15 protein-coding genes are annotated in these 15,818 nt (G+C 66.8%); 9 read left to right on the forward strand and 6 right to left on the reverse strand.

Annotated features, from left to right (window positions below; translation table 11 throughout):
- Positions 1-33 precede the first annotated feature (33 nt).
- The gene (locus tag OID54_RS13995; protein ID WP_329019081.1) at positions 34-498 is read right to left on the reverse strand and encodes a hypothetical protein; all 465 of its coding nucleotides are present in this window, start codon (positions 496-498) and stop codon (positions 34-36) included.
- A 284-nt stretch (positions 499-782) separates the two neighbouring features.
- Between OID54_RS13995 and OID54_RS14000 the strand changes: the two genes are divergently transcribed.
- Complete coding sequence (locus OID54_RS14000) at positions 783-1,430, forward strand: hypothetical protein (RefSeq protein WP_329019084.1); 648 nt, start codon at positions 783-785, stop codon at positions 1,428-1,430.
- A 335-nt stretch (positions 1,431-1,765) separates the two neighbouring features.
- On the forward strand, positions 1,766-2,587 hold the full coding sequence (locus tag OID54_RS14005) for a class I SAM-dependent methyltransferase family protein (protein WP_329019085.1): 822 nt from the start codon (positions 1,766-1,768) through the stop codon (positions 2,585-2,587).
- On the opposite strand, the gene OID54_RS14010 is transcribed toward OID54_RS14005, so the two are convergent.
- A complete protein-coding gene (locus OID54_RS14010; protein WP_329019087.1) occupies positions 2,576-3,046 on the reverse strand; it encodes an anthrone oxygenase family protein in 471 nt (156 codons plus the stop codon). The two genes, OID54_RS14005 and OID54_RS14010, sit on opposite strands and share 12 nt — an antisense overlap.
- Positions 3,047-3,258: 212 nt before the next feature.
- On the opposite strand from OID54_RS14010, the gene OID54_RS14015 reads away from it, so the two are divergent.
- Both OID54_RS14015 and OID54_RS14020 read left to right on the forward strand, forming a co-directional pair.
- Positions 3,259-3,564, forward strand: a complete 306-nt coding sequence (locus OID54_RS14015; RefSeq protein WP_329019088.1) for a hypothetical protein — start codon at positions 3,259-3,261, stop codon at positions 3,562-3,564.
- Between the two features lie 272 nt (positions 3,565-3,836).
- Positions 3,837-4,967: a hypothetical protein gene (locus OID54_RS14020; RefSeq protein WP_329019090.1), complete on the forward strand. Its 1,131-nt coding sequence runs from the start codon at positions 3,837-3,839 to the stop codon at positions 4,965-4,967.
- Here the strand turns inward: OID54_RS14020 and OID54_RS14025 are convergent.
- Both OID54_RS14025 and OID54_RS14030 read right to left on the reverse strand, forming a co-directional pair.
- Entirely contained in the window at positions 4,933-5,706 is a 774-nt protein-coding gene (locus OID54_RS14025) for an N-acetyltransferase (RefSeq protein ID WP_329019093.1), read from the reverse strand. The two genes, OID54_RS14020 and OID54_RS14025, sit on opposite strands and share 35 nt — an antisense overlap.
- Before the next feature lie 115 nt (positions 5,707-5,821).
- Entirely contained in the window at positions 5,822-6,667 is an 846-nt protein-coding gene (locus OID54_RS14030) for a class I SAM-dependent methyltransferase (protein ID WP_329019095.1), read from the reverse strand.
- A 351-nt stretch (positions 6,668-7,018) separates the two neighbouring features.
- Here OID54_RS14030 and OID54_RS14035 point away from each other — a divergent pair, with 351 nt between their 5' ends.
- Complete coding sequence (locus OID54_RS14035; protein WP_329019098.1) at positions 7,019-8,464, forward strand: N,N-dimethylformamidase beta subunit family domain-containing protein; 1,446 nt, start codon at positions 7,019-7,021, stop codon at positions 8,462-8,464.
- Here the strand turns inward: OID54_RS14035 and OID54_RS14040 are convergent.
- Both OID54_RS14040 and OID54_RS14045 read right to left on the reverse strand, forming a co-directional pair.
- Entirely contained in the window at positions 8,412-9,155 is a 744-nt protein-coding gene (locus tag OID54_RS14040; protein WP_329019101.1) for an HAD family hydrolase, read from the reverse strand. The two genes, OID54_RS14035 and OID54_RS14040, sit on opposite strands and share 53 nt — an antisense overlap.
- A 279-nt stretch (positions 9,156-9,434) precedes the next feature.
- Positions 9,435-10,622: a serine/threonine protein kinase gene (locus OID54_RS14045; RefSeq protein WP_329019104.1), complete on the reverse strand. Its 1,188-nt coding sequence runs from the start codon at positions 10,620-10,622 to the stop codon at positions 9,435-9,437.
- 296 nt (positions 10,623-10,918) lie between these two features.
- Between OID54_RS14045 and OID54_RS14050 the strand changes: the two genes are divergently transcribed.
- From OID54_RS14050 to OID54_RS14065, 4 genes are all read left to right on the forward strand, one after another.
- A complete protein-coding gene (locus OID54_RS14050; RefSeq protein WP_329019107.1) occupies positions 10,919-12,208 on the forward strand; it encodes an extracellular solute-binding protein in 1,290 nt (429 codons plus the stop codon).
- A complete protein-coding gene (locus tag OID54_RS14055; RefSeq protein ID WP_329019110.1) occupies positions 12,198-13,289 on the forward strand; it encodes a carbohydrate ABC transporter permease in 1,092 nt (363 codons plus the stop codon). The genes OID54_RS14050 and OID54_RS14055 overlap by 11 nt, the downstream gene beginning before the upstream one ends.
- Positions 13,286-14,134, forward strand: coding sequence for a carbohydrate ABC transporter permease (locus tag OID54_RS14060; RefSeq protein WP_329019111.1), 849 nt, complete (start codon positions 13,286-13,288; stop codon positions 14,132-14,134). Before OID54_RS14055 ends, OID54_RS14060 begins: the two co-directional genes overlap by 4 nt.
- 507 nt (positions 14,135-14,641) lie before the next feature.
- On the forward strand, positions 14,642-15,736 hold the full coding sequence (locus OID54_RS14065) for a radical SAM protein (protein ID WP_329019114.1): 1,095 nt from the start codon (positions 14,642-14,644) through the stop codon (positions 15,734-15,736).
- The last annotated feature ends 82 nt before the right edge of the window (positions 15,737-15,818 follow it).

Raw genomic sequence — 15,818 nt, forward strand, 5'->3', positions numbered from 1 at the left:
GCGCGATCGCGCGCTGGCTGTACGACGTCTCACTTAGTCGTCTCCTTCAGCGCCGCGGTCTTCGGAGAAGCCGCTCCCGCCTCCGCCCCCGTCCTCATCGTCCTCCTCCTCGTCGTCGTCGCCCTCCTCCTCCTGGCCTCCGGGCCGGGGGGTGCCGCTCTCAGAGCTGCGGGGCGGATCGAGGATCTCCACCGGGCGCCCTCCCGACTGCTGGGGCGAAGGCGGGGTGAACTGGGGCTGCGGTGTGGACGTCTGAGGCAGAGGTGCCGACTTCGTCGGCGGTGGGGGCTTCTTCTCAGGTAAGGAAGGAGTCATCGGTGACGGTGGTTGGCTCCGCGCAGTCGCCTCGGGCATGGGGAGCCCACTGGGCTGTACGACGATGGCGGGTCCGAGATCCAACGGTTCGGGTCCTTGTGCCCAGACCTTGCCGGCGAGCATCCCGGCACCGGCCAGTGCGCAGACCGCCGTTATCACGATGTTGGCTCTCCTGAGTGTCATGCGGAGAGTCTGCTTCCTAGATCGAACAGATGAATGAAAGAGGAGAGGATTCTCATGTCTCGGCCGGTCAGGGCGTGCAGCTGCACGTGCAGACCAGAAAGCCATCCTTTGTCTCCCTCTTGCGCTCTCCGGTCGACGAGGGTGTGACGACCGATCGACGACAGATACGCGCGGCACGCGGTCAAAGACTCAACAGTTCTTGGGAAAGATCAATAACAGAGGCGTCGAATCCCTTCAACGGGCGCCCCCAAGCGGTGTCAGTACGGTCGGATACGGTCCGATCCATGTCTCTGAAATCACTGCGTGGTGGTTCCGACGAGGTGCGGCGCATGGTGGCCCTCACCGATCTCCCCTGGGAGCGGGCGGCCTTGGAGGACGCGTTCGTCGCCCACCACTGGGCGGTCGTCGAACCCGGCGCAGCGGGGCCTGCCGTCGAGTGGGGCAGCGGCGGAGCGGCTCCACACTTCTTTGGCGAGGATTCGTCTGACGACGGCTGCGGACGCCGACTCGAACTGGGTGGGGCGCCCGACGGGCCTGCTAGCGGCGCGGGATTCGTCCAGCTGCCCTGCGCGCTGTTCTGGCCTGCGTTCGGGGAAGAGCCGGAGGACGCAGAACCAGATGAGAGCGATGACCTCGATGCGGACTACAGTCCGGACTGGGAGCGCTTCCCGGAGGCGACCCGAGCGGACTTCCATCGGGAGTATGACCGGATCGGGGCGTTGCTGAGAGCCGAGTTGGGTGAGCCCGACGAGTCGTTCGGCGGTGAGATGGACGAACACCGCGAGGTCTGGTACTGCACGGGGGTTCAGTTGGAGCTGCACCGCACCGACGACCTCAACAGCTACTCCCACTACGACGTGATCCTGGTGCGCGTCACTCCCCTGCACTCCGGCATCGGCGCTGACGAATCCCCCACGGACCGCGGGGCATAAGGATGCCGCAACGGCACGGAGTCGGCGCCTGCGGGCCGGCGGGAGTGGCGATGCCAGCCGCCGGCGGAAGGGGGCGGTCGGGCGCGACTCCCCCGCCCTGAGCCCAACCCATGATGTCGACATGGACACGACACTAGACGATCTACGGCCGCTGAGGGACCACGCCTACCCGCCCGCACCTGAGATTGCCTGGCCCAGCGGGGGCGGCGACCTCACGCGAGAATGACCGCCGCACCACCGCTCCGGTCTGCGCTCCCCGTACTCAGGGGCACCCAGACCGGAGCCGAGTAGCCGAACGGATGTCCGGAGAATGCCCCCAACAGCAGGCTGGGGCCATGAACAAGCGACTGGGAAACGTGCGTTGGGCCGCCATGCGACTGCTGATGAACACCGTGGGACGGCTCAGTGAAGGCATCAGGATCGGCTACCGCCACGGCTTCGACAGCGGCTCGATGCTCGACTACGTCTATGTCAACAAGGCATCGGGTTCATGGGGAGTCGGCCGTCTCATCGACCGCAACTACCTCAACGCGATCGGCTGGCGGGCCATCCGCGCCCGTCGCGAGTTGCTGAAGGACGTGCTGCGCAAGGAGATCGCCGAACGCGGCGACGGGGTGTTCGTGCTGGACGTGGCATCCGGGCCCGGCCGATACCTCCAGGACCTCGTCGAGGAGTACGCGCCCGGATACCTACGGGTGGAGTGCCGCGACCTGGATCAAGCGGGGCTCACCCAGGGCAAAGAGCGGGCGCGATCACACGGTTTGCAGAACATCTCGTACGTCCACGGTGACGCGCTGGACCCTCGACCCGCGGACCGTGCGCCGGAGGTGATCGTGGTGTCCGGGCTGTACGAACTACTGCTGGACGACGAGGCCATCGCCGCTTCGATCGCGCGGCTCCGCTCCCTGCTCGCCCCGGGCGGGGTGCTGGTGTTCACCACCCAGACCCACCATCCGCAACTGGAGTTCATCGCCCGGGTACTGCCCAACCGCGATGGAGTCCTGTGGGAGATGAAGTGCAGGCCGGTGGAGAAGGCAGAGCAGTGGGCCCGGGAGGCAGGATTCGACGCGGTCGCCAGCAGGCGCGAGCAGGTAGGACTGTTCACGGTCACCACCGCAGGCTCGGCGAGCGCCGCGGACCGGTCGTCACAGGGCTGAGCTGACCATCAGGACGAAGGCCCCGATCGCCAACATCGTGCGCAACAGGTGGTACTGGTTCCAACGAGGTTCGAACGCCAGCCGGAGCTCGCCGTCGGAAGGGCTGTGGGTGACCTTCGCCGCCGCTTCGAGCGCATTGTTCAGCGGAACGTTCCCGAGGATGGTCACCACATGGTTCAGCACCGCGCACACCAGACCGGATATCAGGAGATTCCGCTGATAGTCGGTACGTCCGTCGACGGGGAAGAACACGGACAGCGTCGGGAAGAGGACGATCGAAACGAAGGTCACCAGGAAGAGAGGACGCGGCACGACCTCGTTGATCCGGCGCATGGCCGTCAGGAACTGCTCGTCGGTGAGTTGGGCGAACGCCGGCATGATCCCGGTCTGGAAGGTCAGCATGAAGCCTGCGTACAGACCCGTGGAGATGATCGCGAAAGCGAGGAGAACGGCAGCCATGGCGCACATCATGACCTGACACGGGCCGGCGCGCAGCCCCTACGCGGTGGGCGGACACCTCAGTCGATGCGGTGGGTGTTCTCCGCCGGCGGTCAGGTGATCACGCGATCACGTTGGGGTACGGCGGCGGCCGTTGGGTACAGCCGGAGAGGAACGGTCCCCGGACCCTGCGATCCAACGGGTCGCGAGGGGGCCGTCACGGAGGTTGCCCCATGGGACGGGTCTGGCTGTATCTGTTACTCGCACTCGCGATCGCGCTGACGGCATTGACCTTGCTGGCGGTCCACCAGGTGGCGCGGCCCCCCTTCGCCGTACGGTTGTACGCAGACGTCGCGGTGGTGGCCTGTTGGTTGAGCATCGCCGCGTACGGGGTGACGCGGCGGTTGGCCGGCCGGGAGACGCGATCGCCCGTCGACAGCCGGGATCAGGAGTCGGACGGCCGGGAGCCCGCGGTCCGATGTACGGCAGACACCCACCGGCAGGCGAAGCCGCGCTGGAGCACCAGGGACCACCTCTAGGTCGTGTGGTCAAGGTCGTGCCGCCGACCCGAGGAGCGCGGCGGCGAAGGTTCGGTGCATGCCGTCGCGGAGTGTCGGCGGCTGCCGACGACGCAGCGACAGCGCGTGCCAGGGCATGGCAGACAGTCGGGACCATGTGGACATGACCTAGGCGTTTCCGCTGGTCACGATCGCACAAGATCAGGCCATTGTTGCTCTGGGGCCCCGCCGATCGTCGGACGGTCTGCGACTCTGGCACGGCCATGATGTCCAGGATGCCTAGGAGCGCTGTGGTGAGCGTGGTACCCATCAGCTCGGCCGTCATGACCCATCCCGTACGGGAGGAACAGGCCCGGGAGTTGGCCGGACTCCTGGGGTTGGGGGGACTCGCCCTGGACCCCGCACCGCACGATCCGCCGTCCGCACTGCGTACGGCGCTGGTGGCCTGGTCGGCCGTGGTACCGGGAGCGGGGCACCATCTCGTGGTGCAGGACGATGTGTCGGCGCCGCAGAATCTGTTGGCACTGGTGGGACGAGCGGTGGAGCGCTTCCCCAACGAGCCACTCGTCTTCTACACCAACTGGCATGCCCGCAATGGCTCTGCGTCCCGACTGGCCGCATTGGCGGGGGCTTCCTGGGTGCGGGCCGTCCCGGAGGAGTTCACCCCCTCCCTTGCGGTCTGTCTGCCGGTCAGCACTGTCGCTGAGTTCACCGAGTTCGCCCGGGACAGCGCCGAGCGCCACGACGACGAAGTGTTGTCCGGCTTCTTCCGCACCAAGGGGCGGATGGCGCTGCTCGCCGTACCCAATGTGGTGGAGCACATCGGCACCAGCAGCATCAACGGCCATGCGGCGCAGGGCATCCGACTGGCGGTCTGTCCCCTCGGGGCCGATGACGCCGACGGACTCTTGCAGCAGGGGTGGGTGCTGGAGGAGCTCGATTGGCTCCCCTATATGCGCTACGGCGAGGGCTACCTCCGGCTGCCCGGCCAGGAGACCGCGGCGGACGGCGGGCGGGGGCACATCCGCTGGCGCGACGCCCTGCCCGCGATAGGAGCTTCGTCCCGGCTCACCGAGGAACGCATCCGGGATCTGGTGACCGAACAGATGCCCCTGGGGCTGGCGACGGAGGTCGCCCGCTCGTTTGGCCCCGACTTCGCCGAGGAGTTGTGGATCCACTGTCTGATGTTGGGCCGGCAGGCGGCCGGGGCCGCCCATCGGCAGGCCCTGCGGCAGGGGGCCGAACCGATGGGGGCGCCGGACGAGGAGGCGATCCGGCGGCTGAAGGAGGCCGCGGTCTCGACGGTGGGGCCTGCTGGTCTGTCACCGGAGCGCCGTCCCGAGGCGGGTCCGGAGCAGACCCGGCTGATGACCGAGTTCGCCTGGACCGCTATCCGTGCCGGGGAGCGTCTGTGGGAGTCGTGACCCGGTGGGTGATCCACACCGCCGGCTCCCAGTAGGCGCCCAGGTCGCTGCTGTGGTCGACGTACAAGGTGGTCAGCCCGCCGGGGAAGACGTAGTCGCCGTCCTCGGGGAAGGCCATCCCCGTCCAGCTCTCCCATTCGGCGACGGTGCCGGTGATCCTGGACGAGCGGGCCGATGCGGCGGTCACGGCACCTCCCGCCTTGACCTGGGTACGTATCCAGGGGTCGAACGGGGAGCCGTCGTCGCGGGTCCAGGAGGCGTACCGCTCGATGGGCACCAGCGGGTAGCGGTCCTTCCAGGTGGGTCGGATGGGCACGAGGACGGTGTCGACCCCGGCGATCCGGGCCGTGGCGCTCATGGTGTCGAGCAGCACCTTCGACAGTCCCTTGCCCTGGTGCCGCTGTGCGACCTCGATGCCGAGTGCGCAGAGGCCCCCGGGGGCACGGCCGGCGTCGTGGTCGGCGAAGGCCCGTCCGATCGAGTCGTCGAGCCCGGGGCCGAGGTCCTCGGGGGTGCCGTCCCAGCTGCGGGGAAGGGAGCGCCCGGCACCCAGGACCTCGTCCTGCTCCTCGTCGTACAGCAGGAACTGATAGTCCGGGAAGTCCTCGAACAGGCGATTCCAGTAGTCGCCGTTGATGTCTCCGTGCAGGTTGTACTCGGGCACCACTCCGGCGAACTGCGCTGGGATGCGGTCCCACAGGGCGGGGCGTTCCGAGTAGCGCACCACGGCCATGGCCATTTTGATCTGCTCTCTTCTCTCCGGCGGTCGTGCGGGCGGTCGTCTGCGGGCCTGTTGCGGCTCTCTCGTGGAACTCGGCACCCCAGGGCGTGTGACGGGTGGCCGGGGCATCGGGTCAGGCGGGTACGGACAGCTCCCAGGCGATGATCAGCGGGATGCCCTCCCAGGCGGCGCGGGCGGCGTCCGCGATGTACTCCTCGTATCCGCCGGGTGCCAGGCGGCCGTTGAAGAGGGGTTCGTGACAGGCGCGCACGGTCAGTCCGGCCCGGGCGAAGGCGTTCAGATAGTCGCTCGCGAAGTGGACGTGATTGCGGACGAACGCGAGTTGCTCGGATCCATGGACGAAGAGGCACTGGCCCTGGAGGGAGATCACGAAGGGGTGCATATCGGTGATGACGATGCGTCCGCCCGGTTTGACCACGCGGGCCAACTCCGCGACGCTTGCGTCCAGTTCCGGTAGGTGGGTCATCGCCAGGGAGCAGACGGCGACGTCGACGGACTGGTCGTCCAGCGGCAGGCTCTCCAGCCGTCCCACCCGGTACTGGGCCTCCGGGGCGTTCTCGCGGGCCTTGTCCAGCATCTGCGGTGACTGGTCGACGCCGGTGGTGCGAAACCCGCGCGAGGTCAGGGCGAGGGTCTGACGGCCAGTGCCGCACGCGGCGTCGAGCGCGGCGCCGGCGGGGAGCCGGTCGAGGATCTCATGGACGATGGGCTCCTCCACCTCGATGTAGGAGCTGGGCAGGGTGTCGTAGATGGCGGACCACGAGGCGTAGCCGTCGGCGGCGTCGAGTTCGTCGACGTCCGCGCCCCTGCCGGGCAGTTGTTCGTCGCTGAGGACGAAGCGTCGTATGTCGTCCACGCGCTGCTTGAGGAACGCCTCGTCACCGTCGATGGCGCGCCGTAGCAGCGCCATGCCCTGGATTCCCAGCACCAGTTCGCGGACACGGAATTCACTGCTCATTCGATTCCCCTCGCCGCCCATGGGATGGGCTGTCGATGTGTTGTGCACCGGGTGATGGAACCCGGATTTCCTTCGCGTGTTGTCCGCGTGCTGTTCGCGTGTCGCCTGGGTGTTGTTCAGGTGGTGTCGGCGTCTGTGTCGAGTGCCAGGACTACCCCGGTTCAAGGGAAAAGAGTCGATGAGCGGCCCTTGTGTCCAAAACGCGGCCACGAGTGGCCGGTTCAGGACGGGCCATTGTCGCGACCGGGTGCACCTATCTAGCATGTCCGACCGGCGGTGTGGACTTCTCGCCGTCTTTCTGCGATCAATCCTGGGAGCGGTGTGATAGAGGGCTATGTGGGCCGGGAAAGCGTGACGGCAGGCGATTTCCTTGCACTCCACGTCTCCACCGACGCACCCATCTACCGGGTGCGTTTCTATCGACTCGGCGAAGAGTTGGAGATGGTACGAGAATCGGTGTGGCAACCAGGATCGCTGCATTCCGCTCCACCGCATCCCCAAGGTCCGCCGGCCGGTGCATCTCCTGCGGCGGACTGGGACTGGCCCGCCATGGAATTCTCCATTCCGCCCGACTGGCGGACCGGGATCTATCTGGTGCAATTTATCGAGGGCGGCCCCGGTTCCGAGGACTCCGCACCGCTGCTGGACGGTTCGACCATCGAGGGCTTCGAGCGGGAGTTCTTCATCGTCCGACCGCGACGGCCCGGCGAACACTCCCGCATCCTCTACAAGAAGTCGACGTTCACCCGGCATGCGTACAACAAGTCGGACCGCAGGGATCTGGAGCGGACCGCCAGTCTCTACGAGAACCCGGTCTACCTGGACGGCAGTGACGGCGGTCCCCGCGGGCACAAGATCAGTCTGCATCGGCCGGGCGGTGTGATCGACCTGGCCTACTGGGACGCCCCCTTCATCGCCTGGCTCGAACGCAGCGGCTATCCGGTGGAGTACTGCACCGACCTCGATCTGCACGAGAACCCAGAGCTGCTGTCCGCATACGACCTCCTGCTCAGCGTCGGCCATGACGAGTACTGGAGCCAGGCAATGCGGTCCCAGGTCGAGGAGTTCATCAGCGCCCGTGGGAACGTCGCCTTCTTCAGTGCGAACACCTGCTGGTGGCGCATTCACCCCGTCGACCAGAACAGCGCATTCATTTCTGACACGGATCACCAAGTGGGGGAGGACTATCCACATCTCCCGGCCACCGACCAATGGTGGCCTCCGATGCCCGACGGGGTCGGAGTACCGGAGAATTCCCTGACCGGTGTGAGCTTTCGCAACGGCGGCATGTGGGCGACATCGGACGGCACCTGGCCGGGCGATCGGCCGCGCGCCGGATATTCCGTACAGCACGCGGACCACTGGGTCTACGAGGGCACCGGACTACGCGATGGATCCGCGGATGGAGTTCAAGACCATCTGGGCGCCGGAACACCGCTCATCGGCTATGAATGCGATGGCACCGCATTCACCTACGATGCCGAAGGAATCGCCTGGGCCGATGGCTCGGACGGCACTCCGGATTCATTCCTCATTCTGGGGATCCATCTCCTGAATCCGACGCATGACGATTTCCATCACTTCAAGCTCGGCCATTGGAACTGTGTCGCACGCGAGCCCGCAGTCACCAGTCCGCGCGCCGCCACGATGGGCGTGTACACGGCAGGCGGAACGGTGTTCACGGCCGGCACCACCGACTGGCCGGTGGTGTGCGGACGGGAGACGGACGCGGCGGTGGTGCGCGTCACCCGAAACGTGCTGGATCGGTTGCGGACGCGGACCACAGCAGATCGCTGAGCTCCGCGAGTCCGGAGATCCGGGCGGCGCCCGGCACGAGCGGTGGCGCTTGTCCGTCGACGGCCCGATCGGCACGCCATAGGTGGACCGCACGCATCCCCGCTGTCAGCGGCCCCTCCACATCCGGGCGCCAGACATCGCCGACGAACACGGTCTCCTCGGGCGTCAGTCCCAGCCGGTCCAACACCGCGCGATAGATGAGGGGATGGGGCTTGCGGGCGCCGACCCGTGCGGAACTGACCGACACGTCGATCAAATCCGTCAGGCCGACGTCCGCAAGGGACCGGTCCAGATGCCAGTACCAGTTGGAGCAGACCGCCACCCGCACTCCCCTGCTGCGCAGTTCGGCGAGTGCTCCCGGCACATCGTCAAACAGGGCGAGATGAAGGTCCTTCATCGCCCGGTCGACCTCGGCGACCAGTTCCTCCAACTGATCGCCCGGCACCCCGCAGGCCCGGGCCCGGCTTCTGAGCCGGTCTCGCTCCCAGGCGGTGTACGCCCGTTCGCTACCGGAGTGGGCTCGGTGTTCCTCACCCTCCCCCGGCCCCACGGACCATTGGTCCCCCCAGCGGCGACCCGCTTCCACCAGCCCATGACGGGCGAAGATCGAGCGGTGGTCGGGCGGCAGCGGCGGGACCATCCGCACCAGGGTTCCGTAGAAGTCGAAGACGACTCCCCTGATCGCTGTCATCTCTCTCCACGCTCCCGATGTGGTGTCCTCCGCTGCTGCGGCTGGGTCGCTCCTGGCCCGGATGCGGCCGTAGGGGGCAGGGCGGGGAAGGATCCCTACGGCCGCATCCATCACGGCGGCCTGTTCCCGATCGGATGTGACTCCGTTCGGGTCGATGGCCCCGGCGCCCGGGGAGGGGCGTCACCCGTGTCATCGCCGCGCCGAACTCCGCGCGGAGGAACGGCGCGAGCCTGTCGCAACCGACAGCTCAGAGCCGTCCGTATCGTCAGTCCCGGCAGATCAGAACCGTCCGTACCGGCGGGGGAAGTAGTCCTCCAACACGCCGTCGCGCTCGATGTCCACCGTGGAGCAGTGCAGCCCACCGCCGAAGGGACCGACCGCGCGGAACGGGACCGGCACGATCTCGAACCCGTAGGAGGACAGCTGCTCGGAGAGGCGCTCCTCCTTCTCCTCGACGCAGAGCGTGTTCTGGTCCAGGTTGAGCATGTTCGCTGCGAGCCAGGGGCTACAGAACGACAGTTTGGGAGGGTGGTCCCAACTCGCCGGCTGGACCGCCTCGATGACCTCCCAGTCGTTGAGCTTGTAGAACTCCATCAGCTCCGCGTCGGCGAGTCGCTCCCCGCAGTGCAGGACCAGGCCAGGCCGCAGGGGGACCCACGTGGAGTCGATGTGCAGCGGATGGGTGTTGGTGGAGGTCACGGCATGGACCCGGTGGTCGGGGAAGTGGCGCTTGAGCCACTCATAGCCGCTGCGGTTGGTGACGAAGGAGAGTTGGACGAAGAGGTCCTTGCCGAAGCGGGCGACATCGGCCGCATCGAAGAGGGGTTCCGCCTCGGTGAGCACCAGGTCGTAGTCGCGGACCCGGGCCAACTGCTCCTCGGTGCTCTGCCCGTTGAACTCGTCCCAGAATCCGGGCTTGAAGGAGTCGTCGGTGAGTCGCGGTTTGGGCGCCGCCTCCCACCGCATGTTGCTGTCGCCTTCGAACAGGTTCTGGAGCACCGGCCGGTAGCAGAGGTACTCGAACCAGCGGCTGCGGTACGACATGGTCGCTTCGAGGACCTCGTTGCCCACGGTCAGCAGGAGGTCCCTCGGCGGCATGCAGCCGAACATCGAGTCATGGCTCCACTCCGGGGTGGAGACCTGCTGGGTGAAGTCGATGGGGGTGGGGCGGTCCACCCGGATGCCACGGTCCGACAGGAGCTTGGCGAAGTTGTCGAGCTGTTCGTCCGCCTCTGCAACCATTTCGGCCGGCATGGGGCCGTAGGTGCCCAGGGGGAATCCATCGTCGGGGTAGTCCCGACGCACCGCGTGTTCGGGTGCCTGGACCACGGTGCCTTCGGCCCGTCCGACGATGACGTGCCGCAGCGGGTCCCAGCCGTTCCAGGCGTTGACCCGTAAGGGTCTGGAGTCGGCGGTGCTGGTCAAACCGGTGTTGAGATCCGTAGCGGAGTCGCTCTGCTCGGTCACGTACTCACCCTTCGATAGGGGTCGCGGGAGACGCAGAGGCAAACCTGAGGCACGAATGGATCACCGTCAAGAAGCACTTGATTGCGCAGCGCAGTCTTTAAGCCAAAGGTATAGGCCACCGGAAGCGAAAGTTCCGGCCATTGCCCGAGATCAGCGACGGACCATGACGTTTGCGCACGTCGGAGGACCAGACCGATAACCGATCTCTTCGAGCCGAAAGACACGTGCAAGAGGAGAAGCCTGTTTCTCCCGGGTAGTTAGTGACGGTCGCAAGCCACCCCCCACGGAGGACAACCATGACACCGAGAAGGCTTCGCTGGTCCGCTTACCTGGGAACTCTCCTGTTACTCGGGACTGCGGCCTGCGGTTCGTCCGACGACTCGAACGGCTCGTCGGGCGGGGACAAGCTCACGGTCTGGCTCGCCGTCGACGCCCGGGAGAGTTGGCCCGGCATGGTGAAGTCGGCCAATGAGCGCTTCAACAAGAAGCACCCCGGTGTCGACGTCGAGATCCAGTACCAGCAGTGGCCCAGCAAGAACCAGAAGCTCGACGCCGTACTCGCGGGACGTGACACCCCCGACGTCGTCGAGATGGGCAACAGCGAAACAGCCAACTACATCCTCAATGGCGCCTTCATCCCCCTTGACGCCAAGAAGTTCGACCAGTCCGACACCTGGCTCGAAGCGCTGTCGGAGGCGTGTCAGTCCGAAGGCAAGACCTACTGCGTGCCGTACTACGCGGGCGCCAGGATCGGCGTCTACCGCACCGACTACTTCAGCCAGGCGGGAGTCACCGCCCCACCGGAGACATTCCCCGAACTCATCTCGGCCCTCGACAAGTTGAAGCAGAAGTACGGCAGCAAGGACCCCAACTTCTCCGCCCTCTATCTGCCCGGCCGCTACTGGTCGGCGGCGATGGCCTTCCTCAAGGACGCCGGCGGCGAGATGGCCGTGAAGACCGACGGCACCTGGAAGGGTGCGCTGTCCTCGCCCAAGTCGATCCAGGGCCTCACCCAGTGGAAGAAGCTCATCGACTCCTACTACGTGGGAGACCGGTCCAAGGACAACGGCGACCAGCCCGCCGTCATCGGACAGGGCAAGGTCGGCGTCTTCTACGGCAACACCTGGGAGGCCCAAGCCTCAGCCGACAGCCGCTCCGGTGGCAACCCGGCGCTGAAGGGCAAGCTCGCCACCTTCACCTTCCCCGGCCCCTCGGGAGAAGTGCTGCCTCCGTTCCTCGGCGGCTCCACCCTTGCCATCCCCGCCAAGTCCCGCAACCAGGAGCTGGCAGCGGAGTGGATACGGATCTTCACCGACCGAGAGTCCCAGCGTCAGCTGATCGCCGCCAACACCCTGCCCAACAACACGGTCCAGCTGAAGGACGTGCCCGCTGACGGCATCAACGGCCCGGCAGCCAAGGCGGCCGAGCGCGGTTGGATCACCCCGCAGGCACCCGGTTGGACCTCGGTCGAGAAGTCCAACATCCTTCCCGAGACGCTGGAGCGGATCGCCACCGGAAAGGACTCGGTGGAGAAGGCCACCAAGGAGGCGGACCGCAGGATCAACGCGGTGATCAATGAGCGCTGATGCAACTCCGTCCGCCGCGCCCCCTCCGACCGGGGACGGTGCGCGGCAGCACGGCGAGAGGCACACCCCGAGCTCCACGGTCGATCGGCCGGACCTACCCGGCCAGCAGCGAAGACCCGAAGAACACACACGAACCAAAAACGGCCGCGCCGGCCAGCAAGGGGACGGAGGTCGGACGCGCGCCCCCCGCAGACGTCCACAACTGCTGCCCTATCTGCTGATCGCGCCGGCGCTGCTGTCCTTGGTGGTCGTCCTCGGCTACCCGCTGGCGGACATGCTCCTGCTCTCGTTCCAGGACATGACCCGCAAGGAACTGTTCAGCGGAGAGTCGCCGCCCTGGGTCGGACTTGAGCAGTTCCGCAACATCCTCAGCGACGACTTCTTCTGGGTGGTCGTCGCCAGGACCACCGCCTTCACGGTCGTGTGCACCACGCTCACCATGGCGATCTCACTCGCCATAGCCCTGCTGATGCGACGGGTGTCCACCTGGGTCCGGCTGATCATCGCCTCGGTGCTGATCGCGGTCTGGGCCATGCCCGTGATGGTGGCCGCCTCCATCTTCCGCTGGCTGTTCGACGCGGACTACGGGGTCGCCAACTGGCTGCTGAGCCAACTGCCGATGATGGACTTCAGCAAGCACAACTGGTTCACCGACCCCTGGCAGGGCTTCGCCGTCATCGCGGGCGTGGTGATCTGGGGAGCCGTGCCCTTCGCCACCATCACCCTCCACGCGGCGCTCATGCAGATCCCGCAGGAGTTGGAGGAGGCGGCGGTCATCGACGGGGTGCAGGGCTCGCAGATGCTGCGGCACATCACCTTCCCCGTCATCAAGCCCTCCTTCGTCATGGTCACGACCCTGATGTCCATCTGGAACTTCGGGGTCTTCAACCAGATCTGGCTGATGCGCGGCGGCCAACCGGAGCGGGAGTACTACCTGCTGGGCATCTACTCCTTCATCGAGTCGTTCGCGATCAACCGCTACAGCGCGGGTGCGGCGATCGCCGTGGTGACCGTACTGCTGCTCCTCGCCGGATCCGTCGTCTACCTACGTCAGATGCTTCGCATGGGAGAGGTCGAGTGAGCCGCGCACGGAGCAGATCCGGGATACGCCGCACCAGGCGCCGGGACAACGTCCTGGGGTTGCTGGTGGCCGCGGTGATGGGCTTCCCCGTCTACTGGATGGTCCTGACCGCGTTCCGGCCCGCGACCGATGTGCTCAGCAACCCACCGGTGTTCTGGCCCAACGGCTTCACCCTGGACAACTTCTCGCGGGCGATGGGGACGGAGACGTTCTGGGCCAACGTCCGCTCCAGCGTGCTCATCGGGCTGGGCACGGTCCTGGTGTCACTGGTGATCGGCACCCTTGCCGCCTTCGCCCTGGCGAGGTTCCGGTTCGCCGGGCGCAAGGCGTTCGTCGTGGTGATCCTGGGCGTCCAGATGATTCCGCTGACGGCGCTGGTCATTCCCGTCTACCTCCTGGTCAACGATGCCGGGATGACCGACACCCTGATCGGTGTGATACTCACGTACCTCGTCTTCATGCTGCCGTTCACCGTCTGGCTGCTGCACGGCTTCATCGCGGGCATCCCGGTGGAGTTGGAGGAGGCGGCGATGGTCGACGGGTGTACGCGGCTCGGTGCGTTTCGGCGGGTGATCCTTCCGCTGCTCGCGCCGGGCCTCGTGGCCACCTCGATCTTCGCCATGATCCAGGCGTGGAACGAGTACGTCCTGGTGTACGTGCTGCTGTCGAGCCCGGAGAAGCAGACGCTCAGCATCTGGCTCGTGTCCTTCCAGACCGGATTCGGCACCGACTACGGCGGGCTGATGGCCGGGGCGACGCTCACCGCGCTGCCCGTGGTGGTCTTCTTCCTGTTCGTACAGCGCAAGATCGCCGCCGGGTTGACCGTCGGCGCCATCAAGGGGTGATCGGGCACGCTGCGGTGGTGGAGTGGGCCGGGGCGTCGAGCCACCGGTGACCACTGTTGTGGAGCACGGTGCCGTCCACCGTGACGGGCGTGTCCCGCGCCGTCTCCCCGGGTGCGATCGACCGGGGCGGACCTTCCCACGAGGGTGCCGTCCCGGTTCGAGCCCGCTCTTGAATAGGCGCAGATGGGCGCGGAGGGGCGCCGGACGACGTCATGCGGGGCCGGGCCGAGGTGGGTGAGGTCGGCGAAAGGCCGCCGAGCCGGGCTGCGATCACCCGGTCGATGGCCGCCGAGCCGTGCCCCGGACGACGCCGTCCGGACCGACTCCCCTGATACGGCTGCCCCGCGTCTCCGATCCCATGCGCGCCCCATATCCATGGGCACGGACACGTGGGCGATCGCCCCGCGCCGCCCGCTGCCCTTCGACTCCCCGCCTCGCCGGGACCACCGGCAGGGCACCCACCGTCGAACCACGTTCAACCGTTCCACGACCACGAGGAGATTCATCGTGACGTCAGACCGCCTGGACCTGGTGTCCAAGCTGTACCAACCCTCGGGGTGGCCGAGGGTTGTGGAAGCAGCCGCCGGAGGCTCCTCCAGTGCCCCTCTTGTGGTTGACCTCGATCCGACCACCTTCTGCGATCTGGCCTGCCCCGAGTGCATCAGCGGAAAGTTACTGAACCAGGGCCGCTTCACCCCGGAGCGGCTGGCGGCCCTCGCGCAGGAGTTGGTCGACCTCTCGGTGCGTGCCGTGGTCCTCATCGGCGGCGGTGAACCGCTCGCCCACCGCGGCACCCGCAATGTGCTGAAGGTCCTCGGTGAAGCGGGGTTGGCCATCGGGGTGGTCACCAACGGCACCATGATCGCGCAGAACCTCGATGAACTCGCCGAGTACGCCAGTTGGGTACGGGTGTCCATGGACGCCGGCACTCCGGAGACGTACGGGATCTTCCGCCCGGACCGCAAGGGGCGCAGCGTCTTCGACAAGGTGGTCGGGAACATGCGGCTGCTCGCCGAGGCCAAACAGGGGGCTCTCGGGTACTCGTTCCTGGTGATGTCCCGACGGCTGTCGGACGGCACCACGGTCAGCAACCACGGCGAGGTGCTCCAGGCCGCGGAACTCGCCCACGACATCGGTTGCGACTACTTCGAGACCAAGGCCATGTTCGACGACGACCACCACATCATCCAGGTGCCGGAGGACATCCTTGACTCCGTCGACCGCCAGTTGGAGAAGGCCGCCCGGCTGGAGAGCGACACCTTCCAACTGATCAACTCCTCGACCCTGACGGCCCTGCGCACTCATGTGGGGCCGGTGCAGCCGAAGGAGTACCACCGCTGCCAGGTGGCCGAGTTGCGGACGCTCATCACACCGTCGGGCGTCTACGTGTGCTCGTACCACCGGGGCAACCCGCTGGCCAGGATCGGTGACGCGGTCACCGAGGACCTCGCCGACATCTGGAAGAAGTCCGACCGCGGCATGATCGACCCGGAACGCGACTGCCGCTTCCACTGCGCACGGCACCTCTCCAACCTGGAGATGGAGCGCATAGCGCGCGGTGAAGGGCGGGAGTTGGGGACGGACTACGACCCCTTCATCTGAGTCGGCCTCGAACGGACGGGGCGAGGCGGCGGTGCATTCATCCGGCTGAGCGAAGACAGTCGGACGTTGCAGGCGGTCTCGC

This window comes from Streptomyces sp. NBC_00690, assembly GCF_036226685.1.
In the GTDB taxonomy this organism is placed as follows: Bacteria; Actinomycetota; Actinomycetes; order Streptomycetales; family Streptomycetaceae; genus Streptomyces.